A 26,208-nucleotide genomic window follows, 5' to 3' on the forward strand; every position below is an offset into this window, starting at 1 on the left:
TCCTGCTCCTCCCCCCGTCGCCGGCAACGACGCGGGCGACGGCAATCGCCCACTGTTCAGAATGCAAGATCGGGGTCTCAACTTCATGCACGACGTGGAGTTTCGGGTACTGGGTCCGCTGGAGCTCACGCTTAGCGGACGCTCGGTGTCCCTCAGGGGGATGAAACACCAGATCGTTCTCGCCTCATTGTTGCTCTCCGAGAACCGGCGCACCTCCATAGGCCGGCTCGTCGACGCGGTCTGGGGCCCTACACCGCCCAGCACCGCCGAGAAACAGATCCGCAATGCCGTGTCCGACCTGCGCACGGTCATCGCTCCCTCGGGAGCGGCCATCATCGCGGTCGCGGACGGCTACAGACTCGACATACTCCCGGCCAAGCTGGATCTCCACCAGTTCGACCAGCACGTGGCCCGCGCCCGCACTCATCTCGGCGAACAGCGCCCGGCGGACGCCATCGTCGAGTTTCGCGCGGCGTTGTCCCTGTGGAGCGGCCCGATGCTTTCGGGGATTCACAGCGACGCACTTCAGGCCCAGGTCGCGGGCGTGAATGAAGTACGGCTGTCGGTGGTGGAGGAATGCATCGACCTCGAACTCGCCCGCGACCGGCACACCAGCCTCATCAGCGAGCTCGCCGCGTGGGTGGCCGAGTACCCGCTGCGCGAGCGCATGGTCGCCCAGTACGTCCTCGCCCTGTACCGGTCGGGCTCCCGCGCCCGCGCCTTCGCCGTCTACGAACAGGCACGCCGCCGCCTCGTGGACCAGCTCGGCCTCAGCCCCGGCCCCGAGCTGATGGAGATCCACCAGCTGATGCTGCGCGAGGACTCCGACACCCCGCCGGACAGCGCCGCCCCGCACCGCGGCGCCCGGCTCGCGGCCGCGCAGCCGGCCTTACCGCAGGTCACCCTGCTGCCGGACGGTTTGCCGAGCACCGCGGAGCGGACGGATCAGGTCACCGCGGCGGGCCCGGGCCGGCCGCCGGCTCCGCCCGTACCCGACAGCCTGCCGCCGGACATCGTCCACTTCGTGGGTCGCGAGGCCGAAGCCGGGACGCTCCTGGGCGAGGCGGGCCAGCCCGGACCGCGGCGCGTTCTCACCGTCGACGGAATGGCCGGGGTCGGCAAGACCGCGCTGCTCCTGCACGTCGCCCACCGCATCGCGGGCGACTACCCCGACGGCCGGTACTTCCTGGACCTGCGCGCCCACGGCCCGCACCCCGACCCGCTCGACCACCGCGAGGCACTCCGCAGGCTCCTGGCCCTGTCCGGGATGCCCGAACGCGAACTCCCCGACACCGACGGGGAACTGGCCGCGGCCTGGCGGGCGCGCACCGAGGGCCGGCGCCTGCTCGTGGTCCTCGACAACGCCACCTGCGCCGAGCAGATACGTCCGCTGCTCCCCGCCGGGGACGCGGGCCTGACCCTGGTCTCCAGCAGGCGCCGCCTCACCATGACCACGTGGTCCGCGACCCGGGTCCTGTCCCTCGACGTACTCACCCCCGCCGAGAGCCACGAGCTGTTCTGCCGGGTCCTCGGCAAGCGCCACGCCCGGCCCGAACAGCACGAGGCCGCGCCCGTCCTCGAACTCTGCGGCCACCTGCCCCTGGCGATCTCCGCCGCGGCCGCACGGCTGCGCCGCCGGCCCTCGTGGCAGCTGTCGCATCTGGCCGCACGGCTGGCCGACCCCGTCTGCCGGCTCTCCGGCCTGCGGACCGAACAGGGCGGCGTCGCCGACCGCTTCGACGACTCGTACCGCCGGCTGAACGCGGGCCAGCAGCGGCTGATGCGACTCCTCGGCTCCGCCGCGGACCACCACACCGACGTGGCCGCGGCCTCCGTCCTCGCCGGACTTCCGGTGTACGTCGCCGAGCACATGCTCGAGGACCTGGTCGACGAGCACCTGCTGTCCCATCCCGAGCCCGGCCGGTACTGCATGCACCCCCTGGTGAAGACGTACTGCGCCCAGCTGCGCGACCCCGACGAGGACGCCGCGGAGCGGGCCGCCCCGGCGCCGCCGGCCTCCGGCACCGCACGACTCCTGGCCGCTTGACCAGCAGCTTCTCCCTCACCTTCTCCCTCCCCTGTACGACCACCTCCTTCGGAGTCGTCCCATGACCGGACACATACTCGTCGACTTCTTTCTCGCCTTTTCCCTGGCCCTCGGAGCGGCCCGGGTGCTCGGCGCGCTCGCCCAGCGGGTCGGCCAGCCGGCCGTCGTCGGCGAGATCTGCGCCGGGCTGCTCGCCAGTCCGATGGTCATCACCGCCGCAGGAGCGGAAACGATTCTGCCCGCGACGGTGAAACCCCTGCTCGGCGCCCTCGCCAACGTGGGCCTGGCCACGTTCATGTTCATCGTCGGCTACGAGATCGAGGGCGGATTCGGGCGCGGCCGCCGCAAGGCCACCCTCGGAGTGGCCGCCGGATCCGTCATCGTCCCCCTCATCGCCGGCGCGGCACTCGCCGTTCCGCTCGCCGACACGTACGCCCCGGGCAGCAAGGGCGCGTTCGTGCTCTTCGTCGGCGTGGCCATGTCCGTGACGGCCTTCCCGGTCCTCGCCCGGATCCTCTCCGACCGCGGTCTGGCCCGGCACCCCGTCGGCGCGCTCACCCTCGCCGCCGCCGCGGTCGGCGACCTCATCGCCTGGATCTGCCTCGCGGGTGTCGTCGCCTACGCCGGAACCTCCGGGCAGTGGCGCATGGCGCTGGTGCCCGTCTACCTGCTCGTCCTGGTCGCCGTCGTGAAACCTCTGCTGCGCGTGACGGCCCAGCGGGCCGCCGACCGCGGTATCCCCGCCGAACGGGTCGTGCCCGTACTCGTCGTCGGCCTGATGCTCTCCTGCGCCGCGACCGAGTGGATCGGCATCCACTTCATCTTCGGCGCCTTCGCCTTCGGCGCGGTCATGCCCCGCGGCGAACTGGGCGGGCTGCGGGGGCAGATCATGCGGCAGATGAGCCAGGTCGGGCACATCCTGCTCCCCCTCTACTTCGTGATCGCCGGGACCAAGGTGGACCTGTCCGCTTTCACCGTCTCCGCCGTCCTCGCCCTCCTCGCCGTGATCGGCGTGGCCATCGTGTCCAAGGCGGGCGGCACCTACGCCGGCGCCCGGCTGGCCGGACTTCCGCACGCCGCCGCCCTGCCGGCCGCGGTCCTGATGAACACCCGCGGCCTGACCGAGATCGTCATCGTGGCCGTGGCCCTCGACATGGGCCTGATCAACCAGGGCTTCTATTCGATGATGGTCGTCATGGCCGTCGTCACGACCGCCATGACCGGGCCGCTGCTCAAGCTGTTCGGTGTGCGCGGACCGGAAACGGACCGCGCGGAGATTCCCGCCGAATTCCCGGTGTCCGGCACCGAACCGCTCGCGGAATCCTCCCGCAAGAGCGCCTGATGCCGTCCCGAGGACCGGCCGGGGATGGGATGAGGACACCCCCTCCTACATTTTGACTCAATAACCGGTCGAGGCCCTTTCCGCCCGCTGCCGGCCGCACCTTACCGACGTCAAAGGGAGGCATGGAATGACCGAGGCACCCCCGTCGCCCCTCACCGCTCCGGGAATCAGGACTCCTGCCGGTCCTCACCGCACCGACCAGCCCTGGTGGAACGCGCAACGCGGCTCCGCCATGCCGTTCCAGCGCTACAACCGGACCGCACCCCGGCTTCCGCAGGAGCTCACCGACCGGACATGGCCGTCGAACACGCTGGTCAAGGCCCCGCTGTGGGCTTCGGTCGACCTGCGGGACGGAAACCAGGCGCTGAGCAGTCCGATGGACATCGAGCGCAAGACCCGGATGTTCGACCTGCTCGTCCGCATGGGCTTCAAGGACATCGAGGTCGGCTACCCGTCCGCCAGCGAGGCAGACTTCTCCTTTCTCCGTACGCTGATAAAGCAGGACCGGATCCCCGACGACGTCACGATCTCGGTCTTCACCCCGGCCCGGCCCGAGCTGATCGACCGGACCTTCGAGGCCATCGAGGGCGCCGACCGGGCCATGGTCCACCTGTGCAATGCGACCGCCTGCCTGTGGCGGGAAGTCGTATTCGGGATGACCGCCGACGAGGTCCAGCAGATGGCGCTCCGTTCGGCCGAGCGGATAGCCCGCCACGCGGACGCCGCCAAGGGAACGCGACTGCGCTTCGAATACTCCCCGGAAACGTTCAACGTCACCGAGCCGGAGTTCGTGCTCGACGTGTCGAATTCCATCATCTCCCTCTGGGACGCGAGCCCCGACCGGCCCGTCACCCTCAACCTGCCGACCACCGTGGAGACCGACTCCCCGCACGTGTTCGCCGACCAGGTCGAGTGGATGCACCGCAACCTCGAACGGCGCGACTCCGTCGTCCTGTCCGTGCACCCGCACAACGACCGCGGCACCGCCGTGGCCTCGGCGGAGCTCGCGGTCCTGGCCGGCGCCGACCGCATCGAGGGCACCCTCTTCGGCAACGGCGAGCGCACCGGCAACGTCTGCCTGGCCACCCTCGGCCTGAACCTCTTCAGCCAGGGCGTCGACCCCCAGCTCGACTTCTCCGACATCGACCAGATCCGCTCCACGGTCGAGTTCGCCAACCAGATGCCCATCGGCGCCCGCCACCCCTACGTCGGCGACCTCGTCTACACCGCCTTCTCGGGAACCCACCAGGACGCCATCGCCAAGGGCCTCGCCGACATCGAACGGCAGGCCGCGGAAGCCGGGACCACCACCGAGCAGATCCCGTGGGACGTCCCGTACCTGCCGATCGACCCCAAGGACGTCGGCCGCACCTACGAGTCCGTCGTCCGCGTCAACAGCCAGTCCGGAAAGGGCGGCGTCGCCCACGTACTCAAGAGCGTCTACGGCCTCGACCTGCCGCGCGGGATGCGCGTCGAGCTGGCGAAGGAGGTGCAGGCGGTCGCCGACGGCGACGGCATCGAGCTCACCTCCCGGCAACTGCACGCGGTCTTCTCCCGCATGTACCTCGACGCGGACACCCCGGCCCTCGTGCTCAAGGAGTTCGAGGCGACCAGGGAGGCCGGGGCCACCGTCGTCGACGCCCTCGTCGTGGACGGCGCGGGCCTGGAGACCCGGCTCACCGGCACGGGCCCGGACGTCGCCACCGCCTACACGGCCGCCCTCGCCGCACACGGCATCGACTCCGCCCTGACCGAGATCACGGCCCACCCCGTCAGCGACAGCCTCGGTACCCGCTACGCCGCCTACGCGCAGCTCGGCCTCGCCGGCGCCACCTGGTACGGAGCCGCTCTGGCCGGAGACGAGGACTCGGCCCGGCTGGCCGCCGTCACCTCGGCCGTGAACCGGGCCCGTGCCTGAGCCGGGCCGTCCCGGCCGCGGACCCGGCCGCGGACCCGCCCTCCCCGCCCACCCCTCCACCCCCGCGAGCCGAGAGATGGACTTCACCTTCAACGAGAGCGACAAGGACCCGGGCCGCGACTGCTTCGTCTACACCGCCCACAGCGAACTCGACCTCCTCGCGATCGACACGCTGCGGGAGCAGGCCGGAACGGACCTGTTCGGCATCGCGCCCGCCACGGCCGCGGCACCGGACCCCTACCGCTTCCACACCACCCACATGCTGGTCCTCGTCGAGGGCGAGCTGGTGGCGGGCGCCGAGCTCGTCGCCTACTCACCGCTCGGACTGCCGCTCTCCGAATGGCCGGCCCTCGACGGCGTCCTGCGCCGCAGCCGCCGCCTCGTCCAGGTCCGACGGCCCTTCGTCCGGCCGGGATACGCGGACCGGGCCCTGCCCGAACTGCCCTTTGGTGCGGTCGGCGGCCTCCTCAAGGGCTGTCTGCAGTGGGCCGTGTCGCACGACGTCGGCGAAGTCGTGGCCGAAGTGGCCGCGGGCCGGGCCGCGTCCCGCCTGGCCGAGCTGGGATTCGTACCCGTCGCCGGCGCCCGTACGGCAGGACCGGTACGGACCCGCTGGATCGGCGTGAGCGAGCTCGTGGCGCGCGGATTCCACCCGGGGAACCCGTTCTACAGCTATCTGCTCGCCAGCGACGAGAGCCTCCTGCTCGGCGCACCCGTCTCCGCCCTCGCCTGAGCGTCCTCCCACCCCGTACCTCGAAGGGAACCCCTTCCATGTCCCTCAAGGGCCGGCAGCTGCCCCTGCCGGATGACCTCCTCGTCCACCACGTCTTCGAGGCCCACGTCCGCCGCGCCCCCGACCAGACCGCACTGACCTGCGGTGACGAGCGCGTCACGTACGCCGAACTGAACGAGCGGGCCAACCGGTTCGCCCACCACCTCCTCGGCCTCGGAGCCGGCCGGGGCTCGGTCATCGGCGTCTGCCTCGACCGGACCCCCGACCTGCTCACCGCCATCCTCGGCATCCTCAAGGCGGGCGCCGCCTATGTGCCGCTGGACCCGACCTACCCGGCGCAGCGCCTGCGCCTGATGGTCTCCCAGCTCGACGTCCTCAAGTTCAACGTGGCCTCCGCCGAGACCCGCGAGCTCATAGCCGATGCCCCCGGGGAACTGCTCGCCATCGATGAACTGGGCACGGAGCTCGCCCTCCAGCCGGCCACCGACCCGGTGGTGGACCTCGCCTCCGACGACCTGTGCTACGTGGTGTTCACCTCCGGGTCGACCGGTACGCCCAAGGCCACCGCGGTCCGCCACGACGGCTGGTACAACCTGCTCGAATGGCTCCGCGTCGAATACGGACTGGGCCCGCACTCCAGCGGCCTGACCGTCAGCTCCTTCGGCTTCGACATCAGCCAGCGCGGCCTGATGGCACCGCTGTTCTGCGGCGCGGCCCTGCACCTGCTGCCCAGCCGGGTCTTCGACACCGGCATGGCCCACCGGCTCATCGCCGCCCACGGCGTGCGCCAGCTGCACTGCGCGCCCAGCACCCTGTACGTGCTCATCGACTACGAGCGCGCGCTCGGCGGGGACGCGCTCACCAGGGTCGGCCACGTCTTCATCGGGGGCGAGCCGCTCAACGTGGCCCGCATCGAGGAGTGGGCCACCCGGCCCGGCAACACCTGTGTGCTCCTGCACCAGTACGGCGTGGCCGAGTGCACCGACGTCGCCACCTCCCACGTCCTGGCCGACTACCCGCGCTACAAGGGCGCGGCGACCCCGGTCGGCGAGCCCGTGTACAACACGGAGATCCACCTGCTGGACGAGGACCTCGCCGGGGTACCGGACGGCGAGACCGGCGAGATCTGCATCTCCGGCCGCAGCGTCAGCGCCGGATACCTCAACGCCTCGCCCGCCGACTCCGCCCGCTTCACCTCGATCGAGACCCCCGGCGGCCCCTTGAGGATCTACCGGACCGGCGACCGCGGCTACCTCACGCCGGACGCGGAGCTGGTGGTCGTCGGCCGGTCCGACGCCCAGGTCAAGATCCGCGGCATGCGCATGGACCTCGGCGACGTGGAGCACGGCGTCCGCGGCCACGGACTCGTCCAGGACGCGGTCGTCCTGGCCCTGCCCGACGGCAGCGGCGAACTGGGCCTCGTCGGCTTCGTCCTGCCCGTCGAAGGCGCCGTGCTCGAGCCCCGGACCCTGTCCCAGGACCTGCTGCGGACCCTGCCGCGCAACATGGTCCCGCAGGCGTTCACGGTCCTCGACGCCTTCCCCCTGAACCCCAACGGCAAGACCGACCGCCGGGCCCTCGCGGCCCTCGCGCGTCCCTGACCAGCACTCCCGTCCTTCCGCACACCACACACGCAGAGCAGAGGAACGACATCACCATGACCACCGAGATCGACCAGCCGCGCCCCACCCCCGCCGCGCAGATCGCGAACAACGCGGTCGTCCCGGACGACATCAAGGCCGACATCAAGCAGTTCGGCATCGACGGCTTCACCGGCCCGATCAAGCTGTACGAGCCCGAGGAGGCCGCGGCCCTGATCCGCGAGATCCGGATCAACAACCAGGACTCCTCGAAGGCGCTCTACCAGAACAGCGTCAACTACGACCGGCACTTCGACATCCCGGAGCTCAGCCGGCACGTCACCCACCCGACGATCATCAAGTACCTCACGGCGATCCTGGGCCCCGACGTCCTGAACTGGCGCACCGAGTGGTTCCCCAAGTTCCCGGGGGCCAAGGCGACCGAGTGGCACCAGGTCCGCGACTACAGCTACGCCAACGGCAAGCCGCAGCTCCTGCCGACCGAGTCGGAGTGGAACGCCTTCATCGACATCACCGTCTGGACGACCTTCACCCCGGCCACCCGGGACCGCGCGTGCATGAAGTTCGTCAAGGGCTCGCAGCGCGAGTGGATCTTCGACGAGCACACGGCGACCGACGCCGGCCGCAGCGCCGACTACGACGTGGCCCACGCCAACACCGGCTTCTTCGGCTACGACTTCGCCGACTTCAAGATCGACCCGAAGTGGGAGCCCCGCTCCGAGGACGTCGTCGAACTGGAGATGCAGCCCGGCGAAGCCGTCATCTTCACGGCCTCCTGCGTCCACGGCTCCACGCCGAACCTGACCGAGCGGGAGACCCGCTTCGCGATCGCCAGCCGCTACGTGCCCACCCACGTCCGCGTCTACCCCGGCCAGGACTCCTTCAGCGCCCACGGCGCCACCTTCGACCTCGCCGACTACGGCAGCGTCCTCGTGGCCGGCGAGAACCGCTACGACCACAACCGCATCCGCACCGAGAACAACCACGGGACGCCGTTCGGCTGGACCCAGAGCTGACCACGCCCTTCCCGACGAACGAGTCCCGAAAGGACCCCGCCATGATCGCCGAGCAGATCCACGCCATCTGGAGCCGCGCGCTCAAGCTGGACGAATTCTCCGACACCGACGACTTCTTCGACCTGGGCGGCCACTCGCTGATCATGACCCAGATCCAGGTCGCGATCCTCACCGAGCTCGGCATCGAGATCCCGATGGACCAGCTGTTCCGCAAGTCCACGGTCCAGCAGATCTCCGAGCACATCGAGGCGGCCCGCTCGGCCGCCTGACCGCCGGCCGCCGCAGTCCATTCCCGCACCACGCACCCGTCCGCCGGGGGCCGGCCCCCAGGGCACGGTCCCCGGCAGTCGTGCATCCCATCCACCACAAGGAAGAGCACCCAGTGCAGCTATCGAGTCGGGGCCGGCAAATGTACCGGCTGTCGGGCATCCGCAGCATCATGGAGGACATCGCTGCGGCCGGTCAGGACGCGGACGACGGCGCCTGGCTGAACCTCAGCCCCGGCAACCCCTCCCACATCCCCGAAGTCGTCGCGGCCTGGCAGGACATGGCCCGCGAGGCCGTCGAGGAACGGTTCGTGGAGGCCAGCACCAGCTACGGCCCCTCCCGGGGAACCACCGGCCTGGTCGACGCCGTCGTCGACTACTTCAACCTCACCTACGGGTGGTCCATCGGCCCGGAGAACGTCGTCGTCGGCCCCGGCAGCCAGATGCTGTCCTTCGTCGCGACCACCCTCTTCACCGGACCGTCCGCGGACGGCCCCGCCCGCCCCCTGGTCCTGCCGAGGCTGCCCGACTACACCGGCTACCAGGGACTCGGTCTCGACCCCGGCGGGATCGTCGGCATCGAGCCGCTGATCGTCGAGGAGGGCAGACACGCCTTCCGGTACGCCGTCAACCTCGACGCCCTCGCCCGGCAGCGCGACATCGGCCTCATGCTGCTGTCCAACCCGGCCAACCCCACCGGCAGCAGCATCGAGACGGCCGAGCTCAAGTTCCTGATCTCCATCGCCGAACAGCACGACGCGCCGCTGGTCATCGACCACGCGTACGGCGAACCCTTCCCCGGCGTGGTGCAGACCCGCGTCGCGCCCGTACTCCACCCCCACGTGATCAACCTCTTCACGCTGTCCAAAGCCGGGCTCCCCGGCGAGCGCATCGCGTTCGCCATCGGCCCCGCCGAGCTCATCGACCCGATGGTGTCCTTCATCGCCAACTCGGCACTGCACACCCCGCAGCTCTTCCAGACCGTAGCCGAGGGCATGCTCGCCACCCGCCGCATCGACGTGCTGACCACCCAGCACATCAAGCCGTACTACAAGGCCAAGCGGACCATGGCGGAGACCCTGCTCGCGGAGGCCCTCCCCGACGAACTCAACTGGCGCCTGCACTCCAGCGACGGGGGCATGTTCTGCTGGCTGTCCTTCGACCACGACTGGTTCGACGACCTCGAGGTGTACGAACTGCTCAAGCGCAAGAAGATGTTCGTGGTCCCCGGCCGCCACTTCTTCGTGCAGCCCCTCGACACGCCGTTCCTGCGCACCCACGGCCGCAGCTGCATCCGCCTCAGCCTCAGCCCCGACGAGTGGGACATCGCCGAGGGGATCAACCGGCTCGGCGAGACGCTCCTGGAACTGCGCGACGCGCGGAGCGGGCGGTGAGCGGCTCCGGCCGCTGGCTGCGCCGGCACCCCGTCGAGGGCCCGGTGCGCAGCCGGCTCGTCTGTCTGCCCCACGCCGGCGGCACCGCGGGCTCCTTCGCCTCGTGGGCCGCACTGCTCCCCGGCGGCACCGAGCTGATCGCCGTCCAGTACCCGGGCCGGCAGGACCGGATCGCCGAGCAGCCCATCGAGGAGATGGGGCAGATGGCCGACCGGCTCGCCGACGCCCTGCGCCCGCTCCTGGACGTCCCGGTCCACCTCTTCGGCCACAGCATGGGCACCGGACTGTCCTACGAGGTCGCCCGCCGCCTGGAGGACACGGACGGCTTCGTCATGAGCCACGTGTTCGTCTCCGCGAGGCCGGCCCCGCACCGCATCGACGGCGAGCACCGCCACCGCCTCGACGACGCGGAACTGGTCGCCGCGATGCGGAGCCTGGGCGGACCCGACGCCGCGGTCTACGACCACGCCGGCCTGCTGCCGATCATCCTCCCGCCGCTGCGCGCGGACCTCGCCCTCCTGGACCGCTACCGGCCGGACACCCTCACTCCGCTGAGCGCGCCGATCACGGTGCTCGGCGGCGCGGACGACCACACCTGCTCGGTCGGGGAACTCCGGTCCTGGTCCGAGGCCACCACGGCTGTCACCCGGGTGGAAGTGTTCCCGGGCGGACACCACTATCTCCGGGAATGCGAGGCGGACATCGTCCGGCTCGTCTCCGCCGAGCTGACGGCCGTGCATTCCCTCCGGTAAAACCGGTGGAAGACGTGCCGCGGGGCCCGCCCCTTCAAAGGGGCGGGCCCCGCAGGTTTTCCGGACGAAAATCAGACGACGCGGTGCCCGGTGGTGGCGTCGACGTAATCGGGGACCTCTTCGTGGGTGTCCCCGACGGTGAGCGTCCCGGTGGGCTCGACCATGAGGATGTGCGCCTCGTCGTCGGCCACCGGCTTGTGCTCGGTGCCCCGCGGTACCACGTACGTGTCGCCCTGCTCGAGGGTGACGGACCGCTCGGCGTCCGCCTCGCGCAGGTGGATGACCAGCCGGCCGGAGATCACGATGAACAATTCGTCCGTGTCGTGGTGTGCGTGCCAGATGTATTCGCCATGGAATTTCGCGACCCGTACGTCATAGTCGTTGAATTGGGCGACGATACGCGGACTCCACAGGTCGCTGAACGAATCGAGCGTTGCCTTGATGTTCACTGGTCTACTCGTCACGATTTCATCCTGCCCGAATTGAAGGCCCCGATCAAGGGGGCCGGTGGAAGGTGCTTTCCATTCCCTGTCCGGCCGGAAGGGAAAACGCGCGCCGCCCGTTTCCCCTGCGCGGGGAATCGGGCGGCAGCGGCGCCGGTACCGGGGCGTCAGACGGCTGCGCGCGCGGCGAGGGCGTCGCCGATGGCGTCGGTGGAGCGGAAGGTTCCGTCGCGTTCGGCGAGGTCGGCGGTGACGGCGTCCTCGATGCGGGCGGCCTCGGCCTCGTGGCCGAGGTGGCGCAGGAGGAGGGCGACGGAGAGGATCGTGGCGGTCGGGTCGGCCTTGCCGGTTCCTGCGATGTCCGGGGCCGAGCCGTGGACGGGCTCGAACATGGACGGGTAGGCGCCGGTCGGGTTGATGTTCCCGGAGGCGGCCAGGCCGATTCCGCCGGTCACGGCGGCGGCCAGGTCGGTGAGGATGTCACCGAAGAGGTTGTCGGTGACGATGACGTCGAAGCGCTCGGGCTGGGTGACGAAGAAGATCGTCGCGGCGTCGACGTGCAGGTAGTCGGTGGTGACCTCGGGGTATTCGCGGCCGACCTTGTCGAAGGTGTTCTTCCACAGGTGGCCGGCGTAGACGAGGACGTTGTTCTTGTGGACCAGCGTCAGCTTCTTGCGGGGGCGGGCGTTGGCGCGCTCGTACGCGTCGCGGACGACGCGTTCCACACCGTAGGCGGTGTTGACGCTGACCTCGGTGGCGACCTCGGCGGGGGTGCCGGTGCGCAGGCTGCCGCCGTTGCCGGTGTAGGGGCCCTCGGTGCCCTCGCGGACCACCACGAAGTCGATGTCGGGGCGGCCGGCCAGCGGGGTGGCGGTGTTCGGGAACAGCTTCGAGGGGCGCAGGTTGATGAAGTGGTCGAACGCGAAGCGGAGCCTCAGGAGCAGGCCGCGTTCCAGTACGCCGGACGGGACCGAGGGGTCGCCGATGGCGCCCAGCAGGATCGCGTCGTGGTGCTTGAGGGCCTCGAGTTCGGCGTCCGGGAGGGTTTCACCGGTGCGGTGCCAGCGCTGGGCCCCGAGGTCGTATTCCTTGGTCTCCAGCTTCACATCCTGGGGCAGGACCGCGGTAAGGACCTTCAGGCCCTGAGCCACGACTTCCTGGCCGATGCCATCACCGGGGATCACCGCGAGGTTCAGCACGTGGGGTTCCCGCCGCCCGGTGCTCGGTTTGAAGACCGGGCGGTTGCTTTCGTAGGTGGCGATGTCGGTTTCGTTCTGAAGGGTGAGGGAGATGTCGTCGAGGCCTTCGAGGAGGCGCCAGCGGGCGTTGTCGTCGAGTTCGAAGTCGGCGGTGATGCCTTGGGCTCGTACCTGGCGGTCGACGAGGTCGACGGTGATCTCGGCGGTGGGGTCGGTTTCGGTGAGCTGCCACAGCCGTTCGACGGTGTCCTGGGGCAGGACGACGGTCAGGAGGCCGTTCTTGAGGGAGTTCCCGCGGAAGATGTCGGCGAAGCGGGAGGAGATGACGGTTTTGAAGCCGTAGTTCTGCAGGGCCCAGACGGCGTGTTCGCGTGAGGAGCCGGTACCGAAGTCGGGTCCGGCGACCAGGACGGTCGCGCCGGCGCGTTCGGGGCGGTAGGTGACGAACTCGGGGTCCTTGCGCCAGGCCTCGAAGAGACCGTCCTCGAACCCGTCACGGGTGATCTTCTTCAGCCAGTGGGCGGGGATGATCTGGTCGGTGTCGACGTTGGAGCGGCGCAGCGGGACGGCCCGGCCGGTGTGGGTGGTGAAGGCTTCCATGGTTCAGACTCCGGCGGTGGCGTCGGCGGCGGACAGGTCGGCGGGGGAGGCCAGGTGGCCCAGTACCGCGGTCGCGGCGGCGACCTGCGGGGAGACCAGGTGGGTGCGTCCGCCCTTGCCCTGACGGCCTTCGAAGTTGCGGTTGGAGGTGGACGCGGATCGCTCGCCGGGGGCGAGTTGGTCGGGGTTCATGCCCAGGCACATCGAGCAGCCCGCGTGCCGCCATTCGGCCCCGGCGTCCTTGAAGACGCGGTCCAGGCCTTCCTCGACGGCCTGGAGCGCGACCCGGACCGAGCCGGGCACGACCAGCATCCGTACCCCGTCGGCGACTTTGCGGCCCTCGATGATCGAGGCGACGGCGCGGAGGTCCTCGATACGGCCGTTGGTGCACGAACCTACGAAGACGGTGTCGACGGTGATGTCACGCAGCGGCTGTCCCGCGGTCAACCCCATGTACTCCAGGGCCTTTTCCGCGGCATGCCGCTCCGAAGCGTCCTCGTACGAAGCGGGATCGGGGACGTTCGCCGACAGCGGCGCGCCCTGGCCGGGGTTGGTGCCCCAGGTCACGAACGGCGACAGCGCGGCGCCGTCGATGACGACCTCCGCGTCGAAGACCGCGTCCTCATCGGTGCGCAGCGTCCGCCAGTAGGCGACGGCACTGTCCCAGTCCTGGCCCGCCGGGGCGTGGTCACGGCCCTGGAGGTAGTCGAAGGTGGTCTGGTCCGGGGCGATCATGCCCGCCCGCGCGCCCGCCTCGATCGACATGTTGCAGATCGTCATCCGCGCTTCCATCGACAGGTTCTCGATGGCCTCGCCCCGGTACTCCAGCACATAGCCCTGGCCGCCGCCGGTACCGATCCTCGCGATGATCGCCAGGATCAGGTCCTTCGCGGTGACGCCCTCGGCCAGCGCGCCGGTGACGGTGATCGCCATGGTCTTGGGGCGGGCCAGCGGCAGCGTCTGCGTCGCCAGCACATGCTCGACCTGACTGGTCCCGATACCGAAGGCCAGCGCACCGAACGCACCATGCGTCGAGGTGTGCGAGTCACCGCACACCACCGTCGTGCCCGGCTGCGTCAGACCCAGCTGCGGACCGACCACATGGACGACACCCTGTTCCACGTCACCCAGCGAATGCAGCCGCACACCGAACTCGCCGCAGTTGCGGCGCAGCGTCTCCAGCTGGGCCCGCGAGACCGGGTCGGCGATCGGCTTGTCGATGTCCAGGGTGGGGGTGTTGTGATCCTCGGTCGCGATGGTGAGGTCGAGGCGCCGGACCGTGCGGCCGGCCTGACGCAGACCCTCGAAGGCCTGCGGGCTGGTCACCTCGTGCAGCAGGTGCAGATCGATGAAGAGGAGATCGGGCTCGCCCTCCGCGCGCCGGACGACATGATCGTCCCAGACCTTCTCCGCGAGTGTCCTACCCATCGCATTCCCTCCGGCCGACGAAGATCCGTTTCATACCGGCCGACGCTAGAAGGCGCTCTCCCCGCCCCGTCCTTGATCGGTCCTCACGACGGGACGCGCGACGGAGGACGAGCGGGTACGGGGAAGCCCCACGGGCCGGGCCCGCCCCACGGACGGCCCGGCCAGGTCCGAAGGACAGGGCCTACGCCAGCAGCCGGCCCATCCACTCCTCGATCCCCGCGACCGTGCGCGGCAGCGCCCCCGACATCAGGCGCGCCCCGTCCGCCGTGATGACCAGGTCGTCCTCGATGCGCACCCCGATGCCGCGCAGTTCGGACGGCAGGGTTTCGTCGTCCGGCTGGAGGTACAGGCCCGGTTCCACCGTGAGGACCTGGCCCTCCTCCAGGACCCCGTCCAGGTACGTTTCCGCCCGCGCCTTCGCGCAGTCGTGGACGTCCAGGCCCAGCATGTGCCCGCTGCTGCACAGCGTGTACCGCCGGTGCAGGTCGCCCCGCGCGTCCTTCAGGACGCCCCACTCCGCCAGGCCCTCCGCGATCACCCGCATCCCGGCCCGGTGGAAGTCCCCGAAACTCGCCCCGGGACGCAGCGCGGCCATGCCCGCCTCCTGCGCGGCCAGGACCAGTTCGTACACCTGCCGCTGGACGGAGGTGAAACGGCCCGACAGCGGCAGGGTGCGGGTGATGTCCGCCGTGTACAGGGTGTCCGTCTCCACGCCCGCGTCCAGGAGCAGCAGTTCGTTCCCCTCGAGCCGGCCGTCGTTGCGGATCCAGTGCAGCGTGCACGCGTGTGCGCCCGCCGCCGCGATCGTCTCGTACCCGGTGCCGTTGCCCTCCGCCCGGGCGCGCAGGTCGAACACCCCCTCGATCCACCGCTCCCCGCGCGGGTGGGCCAGGGCCCGCGGCAGCGCCCGTACGACGTCCTCGAAGCCCGCCGTGGTGTGGTCGACCGCCAGCTGGAGCTGCTCGACCTCCCACGCGTCCTTGACCAGCCGCAACTCCGCGAGCGCGGCGGCCAGTTCGGGATCGGTGGACGCGTCGCGGCCGGCCGGGCCGCCCAGCAGGTCCAGGTGTGCGCAGCGGATGCCGGTGAGGCGTTCCGCCTCCGCCAGGTCGGGTCGGCGGCCCACCCAGAACTCCCCGTACCGGCGGTCGCGGAAGAACTCCTCGTTCCCGTCCGCCCGCGGCGAGCGCGGCCGCAGGTACAGCACCGCCTTGTGCGCGTGCGGCCCGGAGGGTTCCAGCACCAGGACGTGGCCCGCCTGGTCCTCGCCCGTCAGGCCCGTCAGCCAGGCGTACGCGCTGTGCGGGCGGAAGCGGTAGTCGCAGTCGTTGGAGCGGACCCTCAGCCCGCCGGCCGGGATGAGCAGCCGTTCGCCCGGGAAGCGGGCCGAGAGCCGCGCCCGGCGGGCGGGGGTGACGGCGTGGCCGGGGACGCGGTCGGTCCCAGGCAGCGGGGAGGCGGACCATCCGTCCGCCATGAAACGGGACAACTCCGGGGATACCGGCAGGTCGTGGCTGCCCGTGTGGAGGCGGGGCGGAGTGTCGGTCACGGGGGGCTCCCTCAAGAAGGTGCGAACTGGTGGTCGCACAGGTCTTGTCAGTGCAATTTCACATTACTATGTTACAGCTCACACCGCGGCACGTTAATCCCCGTCAAACGCCGTGTGACGCAGGGCCGTTCACCGCACCACCCCCCACCTCAGCCTCTCCCACCAGGAGTTCTCGGTGTCCATGCACAGAGCTGTGCGCTCGTCCCTCCTCGCCTCCGCCGTCGCCGTGACCCTCCTCGCCTCCGCCGGGCAGGCCACCACGCAGGCCGCGGAGGCCGTGACCACGGCCGGGGCCCCGGCCACCTTCGCCGGCGCCCAGGCCTCCGCGGCCGCCCCGGCACCCGCGGCGAACCCCTTCGACGAGGTCGACCACCTCGCCAACGCGACCGAGGCGACCCCCGCCCCCGCCCCGGCCCCCGGCGGGCAGGCCATCACCGGCCAGGTCCCCGGCGCCGCCACGGCCGCCACCGCGCCCGCCGAGCGCACCGAGAAGAGCCGCAAGGCGGCCGCCCAGGCGGCCCCCACCGCCCGCGGAGTCGCGGCGGGCGTCCCCTGCACCCTCGACGGGATCACCGGCCTCACCCCGGAGCAGTTCGCCGACTTCCTCGCCGACCAGGCCGTCCTCGCCGACGGCTGTCTGCGCGGCCTGATCTGGACCTGGGACGCCCGGCTGGCCCCGGTGATGTCCGATGCGCACGTCCAGGCCGTCTCACGCCGGATATCCGCCCTGGCCGCCGCCCACGACGGCCGCAACTCCTCCCACCTGGAGGAGATGTTCACCTACCTGCACGCGGTCGCCTACCACGACTACTCGCGCACCGAGATCGACGTCACCGACGCGCCCACCGTGGGCGCCATGCGCCAGGCCATCGCCGACTTCGGCAGCGCCGCCCGCACCTTCGACGTGACCGCCTCCAACGCCCGCACCCTGCGCGAGGCCCTGTACGCGGCCAGCGCGCCCGGCCTGCGCCAGCACCAGCTCGGCCTCATCACCAAGGTCCTGGCCACCATGGACCCGGCCCACCCGGCCACCCACCTCGACGCCGGCTGGGCGGGCGCCGCCCTCGCCGCCCTCTCCGTCAACTACCTCGGCGTCTACCCGGGCAACCAGGACACCGCCTTCCACGCCGCCGTGGCGGGCGACGCCTCCTACCGCGCCGCCTTCAAGGCCTTCGCGGGCTACACCCACCTCAAGGGCACCGGCAACGCCTGGGTGGCGCGCGACGCCCTCAGCGAGTACGCCCGCTTCGGCCAGGTCGAGGGTCTGCGGGGGCAGGTCGTGGCCGACCTCGGCGCGATGCTCGAGCCGGTGAAGACCGGGCTCGGCACCGAGCCGTGGGCCAAGGTCGTGTCCTGGCTCAACTTCTACGAGGCGTGCAAGCCGTACGGGGTGTGCAAGGAGGACATCGAGAAGCAGATCTTCCCGAACACCTTCGTCTACGACAACGGCGCCATCAAGGTCCGCACCGGCCTCGACCGGGCCACCGTCGACCAGCTCTACTACGCGAGCAAGCAGGTCAAGACCCAGTTCCACCGCGTCATCGGCACCGACCAGCCGCTGGCCGGCGACCCCAACACCACGCTGAACATCGTGCTGTACGGCTCCCGCGCCGACTACGAGAACTACCACCCGATCCTGACGGGCTACGACACCAACAACGGCGGCATCTACATCGAGAACGGCGCCACCTTCTACACCTACCAGCGCCGCGTCCCCCAGGACTCCTCCCTCACCCTCGAGGAGCTCTTCCGCCACGAGTACACCCACTACCTCAACGGCCGCTTCGCCGTCCCCGGCTTCTTCGGCGAAGGCCCCTGGTACGAAGGCGACCGTACGACCGCCATGGACGAGGGCACGGCCGAGTTCTTCGACGGAGCCACCCGCGACAACGGCATCGCCGTCCGCAAGTCCCTGGTCAAGAGCATCATCGGCGACACCGCGAACGGCGGCCCGCGGATGACCGTAGAGCAGCTGCTGAACGCCACCTACGAGGGCGACGGCTTCCGCTTCTACAGCTACGCGGGCACGTTCTTCGAGTTCCTGTGGACCGAGAAGCCCTCGCTGCTGCGCGAGATGTACACGCACCTGCGGGCCAACGACGTGGCGGCGTACGACGAGTGGCGCCACCGGCTGGGCGCCGACACCTACCTCCAGCGCGACTACGACCGCTTCCTGGACGCGCAGATCGCCAAGGTGGACCAGCTGTTCGTCCCGAACACCTCGTTCACCCCCAACGACCAGCTGCGCGACGCGGCGCTGGCCTCGGTGAAGTCCTCCTTCGCCACGGCCACGTACAACACCCCGGACTGCGTGGAGAACGGCGACTCCGGCAAGCGCCGCTTCACCTGCACCGGGCGGATCACCGCGAACCTGAAGAACTGGCGCAGCGACGACCAGAACTTCAAGGACATGTCGGAGACGGTCGACTACTTCATCCTCGACCGGGCCGGCGCGGTCTCCAACAACCTGGCCGACATGAACTGCTCCTTCGGCCCGGTGGAGATCTGGTCGAACAAGGTAGCGGGGACGTCGGGTTACAGCTGTGAGGGACCGCTCCGCAGCTGATCCGTACCGGGCCGGCCCCCTCGTGGGGCCGGTCTGGGCAGCGACTAAAGAATGTGACATATTACTGTCGTGCTCAAGAGACACTCCCTGGACGCCGTCATCATCGGCGCCGGCGTCGTCGGGGCGGCGTGCGCGTACTACGCGGCCCGCGCCGGACTCTCCGTGGCCGTGGTCGACCGCGGCCCGGTCGCGGGCGGTACGACGGGCGCCGGCGAAGGCAACCTGCTCGTCTCCGACAAGGAGGCGGGCCCGGAGCTCGACCTCGCCCTGCTGTCGGCCGGGCTCTGGCGCGAACTGGCGGCCGTCCTCCCGCGGGAGATCGAGTACGAGGCCAAGGGCGGGCTCGTCGTCGCCCCGGACCAGGCTTCGCTCGACGCCCTGCGGACCTTCGCCGAAGCCCAGCGCAAGGCCGGGGTCGACCCGGTCGAGGCGGACCCGGACGACCTGCGCGACCTGGAACCCCATCTGGCACGGGGCCCCGCGGGCGGCTTCCTCTACCCGCAGGACGCCCAGGTGCAGCCGGCCCAGGCCGCGGCCCGGCTGCTGGCCGCGTCGGGCGCCGAGGTCCACCTCGGCGAGGAGGTGACGGGCTTCGTCCGCTCCGGGGACACGGTCCGCGGGGTCCGCACCGCGCGCCGCGAACTCCTGGCCCCCGCCGTGGTGAACGCGGCGGGCACCTGGGCCGGAGCCGTCGCGGAACTCGCGGGCGTGCACCTGCCCGTCCTGCCGCGGCGCGGCTTCGTCCTGGTGACCGAGCCGCTGCCGAGGGTGGTGCGGCACAAGGTCTACGCCGCGGACTACATCGCGGACGTCGCGAGCGGCTCCGCGGCCCTGCAGTCCTCGGCCGTGGTCGAGGGCACCCCGGCGGGCCCGGTCCTGATCGGGGCCACCCGCGAACGCGTCGGCTTCGACCGCGGCCTGTCCACCGAGGCCCTGCGGCGGCTGGCCCTCCAGGCGGCGGCGCTCTTCCCCGTCCTGGCGGACGTACGGGTCCTGCGCACCTACCACGGCTTCCGCCCCTACCTGCCGGACCACCTCCCGGCGATCGGACCGGACCCGCGGCGGCCGGGCCTGCTGCACGCCTGCGGCCACGAGGGCGCGGGCATCGGCCTGGCCCCGGCGACGGCCCTCCTCATCACCGCAACCCTGACGGGCACCACCCCCGCCCTCCCCCTCACCCCGTACGCCCCAGCCCGCTTCCCATGACCGCCCCCAGACGCCACCCCGGGTGGAGTCGACCGGGGCGGGGGCGGGGTGGGGTGTCGTCCGGGACGTAACACGTGATGTGTTGGCGCGACGTCAGGCGCCGCGACCGCAGCCCCGCACAAGGCGCCACAAATCATGAGTCCCGGACGACCCCCCACCCCACCCCGCCCCCGCCCCCCGAAGCCCCGACCAGGGACACCGCCCCACCCACCCAGACGAGGATCCGATGCGACGCACCCCCCGCTCACTGGTCGGCGGCACCCCTTCGGCCACCTACTCCATCGGCTTCGACGGCCGTGACCTCCCCGCGCAGGCGGGCCAGTCCATCGCCGCCGTGCTGTGGTCCGCCGGCATCCTCGCCTGGCGCACCACCCGCGACGGCGGCGCCCCCCGCGGAGCGTTCTGCGGGATCGGCAGCTGCTACGACTGCCTCGTCACGGTCAACGGCCGCCCGAACCAACGCGCCTGCCTGGTCCCCGCCCGCGAGGGCGACACCGTCACCACCCAGGAAGGGACCGGCCATGCCGACCTCGCCATCTGACCGCGCCGATCCCGAGCGCACCGGCCCCGCCCCCGCAGACCTCGCCATCGTCGGCGCCGGCCCCGCCGGCCTGGCCGCGGCCGTCACCGCCGCCGGGCTCGGGCTGCGGGTCGTCGTGCTCGACACGGGGGAGCGGCCCGGCGGGCAGTTCTACCGGCACCCGGCACCCGGCCTCGGAGCCGCCCGGCCCGAGGCCCTGCACCACGCCTGGCCCGAGTTCGCCACCCGCGAAGCCGCCCTGCGCGCCCTCGAGTCGGCCGGCCGGATCACGTACCTCCCGCTCCACCACGTGTGGACGGTGGTCCCCGGCGGGCAGACCCCCTGGACCCTGCACGCCATCGGCGGAGCCGACCGCGCCGCCGCCGACCGCGCCGCCGCCGACCGCGCCGCCGCCGACCGCGCCGTCACCGTCCACGCCGGGGCCGTGCTCCTCGCCACCGGTGCGTACGAGCGCCAACTGCCCTTCCCCGGCTGGACCCTGCCCGGGGTCGTCGGGGCCGGCGGGGCCCAGGCCATGCTCAAGGCCGGGCTGGTCCTGCCCGGCCGGCGCGTGGTGGTGGCCGGGAGCGGCCCGCTGCTGCTCGCCGTGGCCGGGTCGCTCGCCGCCGCCGGAGCCACCGTCCCGGCGGTCGTCGAGGCCGGCGCGTACACCGCGTACGCCGCCCGGACCCCGACCCTGCTGCGCAACCCCGGCAAGCTCGCCGAGGCCGCGGTCCACGGCGCGGCCCTGGCCGGGCACCACGTCCGCCTGCTCACCCGGCACGCCGTCACCGAGGCCCACGGCACCGACCGCGTCGAGGCCGTCACCGTCGCCCGCCTCGACCGCGACTGGCGCCCGCTGCCCGGCACCGCCCGCCGGATCCCGTGCGACGCCCTCGCCGTGGGCCACGGCCTGGTGCCCCAGCTGGAACTCGCCACCGGCCTCGGCTGCGCCACCCGCCGCGGCCCCGACGGCACGGTCGCCCTGGAGCTGGACGCCGAACAGCGGACCTCCGTCCCCGGCATCTGGTCGGCCGGTGAGACCGGCGGCATCGGCGGGGCCCAACTGGCCCTGGTGGAGGGCGAACTGGCCGCCCATTCCATCGCGGCCGCCCTGAGCCGCCGCAACCCGGCGGCAACCCGCGCGCCCACCTCCCGAGCCCCCCGACCCCCCCGAGCCGCCCGGCTCGCCCGCACCCGCGCCCGGCTGCGCGCCTTCGCCGACGCGATGGCCGCCGCCCACCGCCCGGGCCCCGGCTGGACGGACTGGCTCCGGGACGACGCCGTCGTCTGCCGCTGCGAGGAGGTGCCGGCCGGCCGGATCCGCGAGGCCGCCGGTGAACTCGGCGCGCGGGACGCCCGTACGGTCAAGCTCCTCACCCGCGCGGGCATGGGCTGGTGCCAGGGCCGGATGTGCGGTCCGGCCGTGGCCGCCCTCGCCGGTGAGGCCCCGGCCCCCGACCGGCGGCCGCTGTCCTGCCCGGTCCCGCTGCGCCTGCTCGCCGAACTTCCCCCGGACGCACGCTGATCGGACCGCCCCGGCCCTTGTGGCCGACTCACACCCGCTAGTAAAATGTCACACACCACACTAGGGAGTCACTTCATGACCGACGCGCCCACCCCCGCGCCCCGCACGACCTCCGGCCCGGACACCCGCACCCGCCCCTGGCACGGAATCATGGTCGCCACCGCGCTCCCGCTGCGCGAGGACCTGAGCGTCGACTACGACGCCTACGCCGAACACGTCGCCTGGCTGATCGCCAACGGCTGCGACGGCGTGGTCCCCAACGGCTCCCTCGGCGAGTACCAGACCCTCACCGACGAGGAGCGGGCCCGTGTCGTCCGCACCGCCGTCGAGGCCGCGGGCGACGGCGCCCGCGTCATGCCCGGCGTCGCCGCCTACGGCAGCGCCGAGTCCCGCCGCTGGGCCGAGCAGGCCGCGGAGGCCGGGGCCGGCTCCGTGCTCCTGCTGCCGCCCAACGCCTTCCGGGCCGACGAGGAGACCGTACGCGCCCACTACGCCGAGGTCGCCCGCGCCGGGCTGCCCGTCGTCGCCTACAACAACCCGTACGACACCAAGGTGGACCTGGTCCCCGCCCTGCTGGCCCGCCTGCACGCCGACGGGTCCGTCGTCGCCGTCAAGGAGTTCAGCGGGGACGTGCGCCGCGCCTACGAGATCGCCGAACTCGCCCCCGGCCTCGACCTGCTGATCGGCGCCGACGACGTCCTCCTCGAACTCGCCCTCGCCGGCGCCGTCGGCTGGATCGCCGGCTACCCCAACGCCCTCCCGCAGTCCTGCGCCACCCTCTACCGCGCCGCCGTCGCCGGTGACCTCGACACCGCGCTCCCGCTCTACAAGTCCCTGCACTCGCTGCTGCGCTGGGACTCCAAGACCGAGTTCGTGCAGGCCATCAAGCTCTCCATGGACCTGGCGGGCCGCCCCGGCGGAGCCACCCGCCCGCCGCGCTTCCCGCTCACCGGCGACACCGAGGCCGCCGTCCGCGCCGCCACCGAGAAGGCCCTGGCCGAGGGCCTCAACTAACAGATCGGGGAGACCCCATGCGCACGCGACACGTCTACCACGCGGTGGACTCGCACACCGAGGGCATGCCGACCCGCGTCATCACCGGCGGCATCGGGGTGGTCCCCGGCGCCACCATGGCGCAGAAGCGGCTCCACTTCATCGAGCACATGGACCACGTACGGACCCTGCTCATGTACGAGCCGCGCGGCCACGCCGCGATGAGCGGAGCCATCCTCCAGCCCCCCACCCGGCCCGACGCCGACTTCGGCGTGCTCTACATCGAGGTGTCGGGCCTGCTGCCCATGTGCGGGCACGGCACCATCGGGGTCGCCACCGTCCTGGTAGAGACCGGCCTGGTGCCCGTCGTCGAGCCGGTCACCACGGTCCGGCTCGACACCCCGGCCGGACTGGTCAGCGTCGACGTCCGGGTCGAGGACGGCGCGGCCACCGCAGTGACCCTCACCAACGTCCCGTCCTTCTGCGTCGGCCTCGACCTGAAGGCCGAGGTCCCCGGCTTCGGCACGGTCACCTACGACCTCGCCTACGGCGGCAACTTCTACGCGTTCGTCGAACTCGACGACCTCGGCCTGCCCTTCGACCGCGCCCACAAGGACGACCTGATCGCGGCCGGACTCGCGGTTATGGACGCGGTCAACGCGTCCGAGCACCGGCCCGTCCACCCCGAGGACCCCGCCATCGCCGGGGTCAAACACGTCTACCTCGCCGCCCCCGGCTCCGACGCCCGCCGCTCCCGCCACGCCATGGCCATTCACCCCGGCTGGTTCGACCGCTCGCCGTGCGGCACGGGCACCAGCGCGCGCATGGCCCAGCTGCACGCCCGAGGCCTCCTGGAGCTCGGTACGGACTTCGTCAACGAGTCCTTCATCGGCAGCGAGTTCACCGGCCGGCTGGTCGCCGAGACCACCGTCGGCGGCCACCCCGCCGTGGTCCCCACCGTCACCGGCCGGGCGTGGATCACGGGCACCGCCCAGTACTTCCTCGACCCGGCCGACCCCTTCCCCGGAGGCTTCCTCCTGTGATCACCGTCCGCACCACGGACTACCACACCGCCGGCGAACCCTTCCGGATCGTCGACGCCGCCACCGCGGAGATCCCGCCCGTCCCCGGGGACACGGTCGCCGAGCGCTGCGCCACCGCCATCGGCCCGGGTGGCTCCGGGACCGCGCCGCGCAGGGGCGCGCTGGACGACGTGCGGCGGATGCTCGTGCAGGAGCCGCGCGGGCATGCCGGGATGTACGGGGGGTTCGTCGTCCCGCCCGATGACGACGGGGCCCACTTCGGGGTGCTGTTCTGGCACAAGGACGGCTTCTCCACCGCCTGCGGCCACGGCACGATGGCCCTCGGCGTGTGGGCCGTGGAGACCGGCCGGGTCGTGGCCCCGGACGACGGGGACGCGCACGTGCGCATCGACGTACCGTCCGGGCGGGTGACCGCCACCGTGCACCGTGACGGGGGCCGCACCACCGGCGTCACCTTCCGCAACGTCCCGGCCCGGGTGGGCGCGCGCAAGGTGCCGGTGGCGACCACCCTCGGGATGGCGGAGGTGGACATCGCCCACGCCGGGGCCTGTTACGCCTCGGTCGCCGCCCGCGACCTCGGCCTCGACGTCTCCCGGGCCGCGCTGCCCGGCCTGGTGCGGGCCGGACAGGAGATCCGGACCGCGCTGGCCACCCACCCCGCCACCTGGCACCCCGGCGGCCCGCTGCTGTCCGGGGTCTACGGGGTGATCCTCCACGAGGAGCTCCCCGGCACCCCCTTCGGGCCGCACCAGCGCAACGTCACCGTCTTCGCCGACGGGCAGATCGACCGCTCGCCCTGCGGCTCCGGCACCTCGACGCGGCTCGCGCTGCTCGCGGAGGACGGGCGGCTCGGCCCCGGCGAGGACCTGCTGCACGAGTCGGTGACGGGCACGGTGTTCACGGGGCGGATGCTCGCCGGCGGAGTCACCGAGGTCACCGGCACCGCCTACCGCACGGGCGAGCACACGTTCACGGTGGACCCGTACGACCCCCTCGGGACGGGGTTCGCGCTGTGAGCGGGCCCGGAGCGGGGAGCCGTCCGCTGCCCCGGGGGGCCGCGGACGCGCCGGCCGGCGTCGGGCTCGCCGGGCTCCCGCAGTTCGGCGCCGCAGACATGGCGGGGCTGCTGACTCCGGCGGCCGCCGCCGACGCCCTGGCCGGCGCCCTGCGCGGCGGCCTCGACCCGGAGGGCTGCCCGCAGCGCACGGCGCTCTCCGTACCGGGCGGCGGCGAACTGCTGCTGATGCCCGCCGCTTCCGCCTCGTACGCCGGGGTGAAGATCGCCGGGGTCGCACCGGGCAACCCGGTGCGCGGGCTGCCCCGGATCACCGGGTCCTACCTGCTGCTGGACGGGCCCACCCTGCGCCCGCTCGCCCTGCTCGACGGCGCGGCGCTCACCACCCTGCGCACACCGGCGGTCTCCGCCCTCGCGCTGCGCCACCTGGCACCGGCCGGGCGGCCGCTGCGGCTGGTGCTCTTCGGCTCGGGGCCGCAGGCGTACGGGCACCTGCGGGCGACCCTCGCGGTGCGGGAGCTGGCGGAGGTCGTGGTCGTCGCCCGGCGGCCGGAGCGTGCGCGGGAGCTCGCCGCGTACGCCCGCACCCTGGGCCCTGCGGCCCGTACCGGCACCGCGCAGGACGTGGCCGGCGCCGATCTGGTCATCTGCTGCACCACCGCCCGCGAACCCCTCTTCGACGGGCGGCTGGTGGACCCCGGGGCCACGGTCGTCGCCGTCGGATCGCACGAGCCGGCGGCCCGGGAGACGGACACCGCCCTCGTGCGATGCGCGGCGGTGTACGTGGAGTCGCGGGCGGCGGCCCTGCGCGAGGCGGGGGACCTGCTGGTCCCGGAGGCCGAGGGGGCGATCGGGCCCGGCCACATCACGGGCACCCTCGCCGACCTGGTCACGGGCCGGATGCCGGTGGGCGGGGCGCCGGGTTGTCCACAGCTCTTCAAGAGTGTGGGGATGGCCTGGGAAGATCTTGCCGTGGCGGTCGCTCTGTTCGAGGCCGCTGGGGCCAGTAGAGAAACGTGACATTGTACGCTGTTCCTCTGCTCGTCGGG

21 protein-coding genes and 1 pseudogene are annotated in these 26,208 nt (G+C 72.0%); 17 read left to right on the forward strand and 5 right to left on the reverse strand.

All coding sequences use genetic code 11. The annotated features are described in order from the left end of the window. Positions 1-160: 160 nt before the first annotated feature. The 9 genes from ACTVZO_RS30685 to ACTVZO_RS30725 all read left to right on the forward strand — a co-directional run bounded on the left by ACTVZO_RS30685 (position 161) and on the right by ACTVZO_RS30725 (position 11,069). Positions 161-2,047, forward strand: a complete 1,887-nt coding sequence (locus ACTVZO_RS30685) for a BTAD domain-containing putative transcriptional regulator (RefSeq protein ID WP_443301406.1) — start codon at positions 161-163, stop codon at positions 2,045-2,047. A 61-nt stretch (positions 2,048-2,108) separates the two neighbouring features. Beyond that, positions 2,109-3,389 carry a cation:proton antiporter gene (locus tag ACTVZO_RS30690; RefSeq protein ID WP_443301407.1) on the forward strand — a complete coding sequence of 427 codons (1,281 nt, stop codon included), beginning with the start codon at positions 2,109-2,111 and terminating at the stop codon, positions 3,387-3,389. A 127-nt stretch (positions 3,390-3,516) separates the two neighbouring features. Further along, positions 3,517-5,307 carry a 2-isopropylmalate synthase gene (locus tag ACTVZO_RS30695; RefSeq protein ID WP_443301408.1) on the forward strand — a complete coding sequence of 597 codons (1,791 nt, stop codon included), beginning with the start codon at positions 3,517-3,519 and terminating at the stop codon, positions 5,305-5,307. 76 nt (positions 5,308-5,383) lie between these two features. Continuing rightward, positions 5,384-6,040, forward strand: coding sequence for a hypothetical protein (locus ACTVZO_RS30700; RefSeq protein ID WP_443301409.1), 657 nt, complete (start codon positions 5,384-5,386; stop codon positions 6,038-6,040). A 38-nt stretch (positions 6,041-6,078) separates the two neighbouring features. Continuing rightward, positions 6,079-7,641: an amino acid adenylation domain-containing protein gene (locus tag ACTVZO_RS30705; protein WP_443301410.1), complete on the forward strand. Its 1,563-nt coding sequence runs from the start codon at positions 6,079-6,081 to the stop codon at positions 7,639-7,641. A 56-nt stretch (positions 7,642-7,697) separates the two neighbouring features. Next, positions 7,698-8,657: a chlorinating enzyme gene (locus tag ACTVZO_RS30710; protein ID WP_443301411.1), complete on the forward strand. Its 960-nt coding sequence runs from the start codon at positions 7,698-7,700 to the stop codon at positions 8,655-8,657. A 41-nt stretch (positions 8,658-8,698) separates the two neighbouring features. Continuing rightward, a complete protein-coding gene (locus ACTVZO_RS30715) occupies positions 8,699-8,926 on the forward strand; it encodes a phosphopantetheine-binding protein (protein ID WP_384218892.1) in 228 nt (75 codons plus the stop codon). Positions 8,927-9,096: 170 nt separating this feature from the next. Then, the gene (locus tag ACTVZO_RS30720) at positions 9,097-10,317 is read left to right on the forward strand and encodes an aminotransferase class I/II-fold pyridoxal phosphate-dependent enzyme (protein WP_443301412.1); all 1,221 of its coding nucleotides are present in this window, start codon (positions 9,097-9,099) and stop codon (positions 10,315-10,317) included. Further along, positions 10,314-11,069, forward strand: coding sequence for a thioesterase II family protein (locus tag ACTVZO_RS30725; protein ID WP_443301413.1), 756 nt, complete (start codon positions 10,314-10,316; stop codon positions 11,067-11,069). Before ACTVZO_RS30720 ends, ACTVZO_RS30725 begins: the two co-directional genes overlap by 4 nt. Positions 11,070-11,140: 71 nt before the next feature. Here the strand turns inward: ACTVZO_RS30725 and ACTVZO_RS30730 are convergent, their stop codons facing one another. The 5 genes and pseudogenes from ACTVZO_RS30730 to ACTVZO_RS30750 form a co-directional block, all read right to left on the reverse strand. Continuing rightward, a complete protein-coding gene (locus ACTVZO_RS30730) occupies positions 11,141-11,533 on the reverse strand; it encodes a cupin domain-containing protein (RefSeq protein WP_443301414.1) in 393 nt (130 codons plus the stop codon). A gap of 146 nt (positions 11,534-11,679) precedes the next feature. Continuing rightward, a complete protein-coding gene (locus ACTVZO_RS30735; protein ID WP_443303317.1) occupies positions 11,680-12,711 on the reverse strand; it encodes a 3-isopropylmalate dehydrogenase in 1,032 nt (343 codons plus the stop codon). Positions 12,712-12,729: 18 nt separating this feature from the next. Continuing rightward, a pseudogene (gene leuD, locus ACTVZO_RS30740) lies at positions 12,730-13,311 on the reverse strand (3-isopropylmalate dehydratase small subunit); the annotation flags it as partial. A gap of 3 nt (positions 13,312-13,314) precedes the next feature. Beyond that, positions 13,315-14,739 carry a 3-isopropylmalate dehydratase large subunit gene (gene leuC / locus ACTVZO_RS30745; protein WP_443301123.1) on the reverse strand — a complete coding sequence of 475 codons (1,425 nt, stop codon included), beginning with the start codon at positions 14,737-14,739 and terminating at the stop codon, positions 13,315-13,317. Positions 14,740-14,920: 181 nt separating this feature from the next. Next, positions 14,921-16,288, reverse strand: a complete 1,368-nt coding sequence (locus ACTVZO_RS30750; RefSeq protein ID WP_443301415.1) for an aminopeptidase P family protein — start codon at positions 16,286-16,288, stop codon at positions 14,921-14,923. Positions 16,289-16,469: 181 nt separating this feature from the next. On the opposite strand from ACTVZO_RS30750, the gene ACTVZO_RS30755 reads away from it, so the two are divergent. The 8 genes from ACTVZO_RS30755 (at position 16,470) to ACTVZO_RS30790 (ending at position 26,179) form a co-directional block, all read left to right on the forward strand. Continuing rightward, positions 16,470-18,854 carry a collagenase gene (locus ACTVZO_RS30755; protein WP_443301416.1) on the forward strand — a complete coding sequence of 795 codons (2,385 nt, stop codon included), beginning with the start codon at positions 16,470-16,472 and terminating at the stop codon, positions 18,852-18,854. A gap of 69 nt (positions 18,855-18,923) precedes the next feature. Then, positions 18,924-20,060 (forward strand): NAD(P)/FAD-dependent oxidoreductase, encoded by a 1,137-nt coding sequence (locus ACTVZO_RS30760; RefSeq protein WP_443301417.1) that lies wholly within the window; start codon positions 18,924-18,926, stop codon positions 20,058-20,060. A 226-nt stretch (positions 20,061-20,286) separates the two neighbouring features. After that, positions 20,287-20,601 (forward strand): (2Fe-2S)-binding protein, encoded by a 315-nt coding sequence (locus ACTVZO_RS30765; protein WP_443301418.1) that lies wholly within the window; start codon positions 20,287-20,289, stop codon positions 20,599-20,601. Then, positions 20,582-22,108, forward strand: coding sequence for an FAD/NAD(P)-dependent oxidoreductase (locus tag ACTVZO_RS30770; RefSeq protein WP_443301419.1), 1,527 nt, complete (start codon positions 20,582-20,584; stop codon positions 22,106-22,108). Before ACTVZO_RS30765 ends, ACTVZO_RS30770 begins: the two co-directional genes overlap by 20 nt. Positions 22,109-22,183: 75 nt before the next feature. Next, on the forward strand, positions 22,184-23,122 hold the full coding sequence (locus tag ACTVZO_RS30775; protein ID WP_443301420.1) for a dihydrodipicolinate synthase family protein: 939 nt from the start codon (positions 22,184-22,186) through the stop codon (positions 23,120-23,122). 17 nt (positions 23,123-23,139) lie between these two features. Continuing rightward, positions 23,140-24,144 carry a proline racemase family protein gene (locus ACTVZO_RS30780; RefSeq protein ID WP_443301421.1) on the forward strand — a complete coding sequence of 335 codons (1,005 nt, stop codon included), beginning with the start codon at positions 23,140-23,142 and terminating at the stop codon, positions 24,142-24,144. Continuing rightward, positions 24,141-25,160, forward strand: a complete 1,020-nt coding sequence (locus ACTVZO_RS30785) for a proline racemase family protein (protein ID WP_443301422.1) — start codon at positions 24,141-24,143, stop codon at positions 25,158-25,160. The genes ACTVZO_RS30780 and ACTVZO_RS30785 overlap by 4 nt, the downstream gene beginning before the upstream one ends. Positions 25,161-25,258: 98 nt before the next feature. Beyond that, entirely contained in the window at positions 25,259-26,179 is a 921-nt protein-coding gene (locus tag ACTVZO_RS30790; RefSeq protein WP_443303318.1) for an ornithine cyclodeaminase family protein, read from the forward strand. Positions 26,180-26,208: the final 29 nt, after the last annotated feature.

The sequence above is a fragment of the Streptomyces sp. IBSNAI002 genome, from assembly GCF_052244475.1.
Taxonomy (GTDB): Bacteria; Actinomycetota; Actinomycetes; order Streptomycetales; family Streptomycetaceae; genus Streptomyces.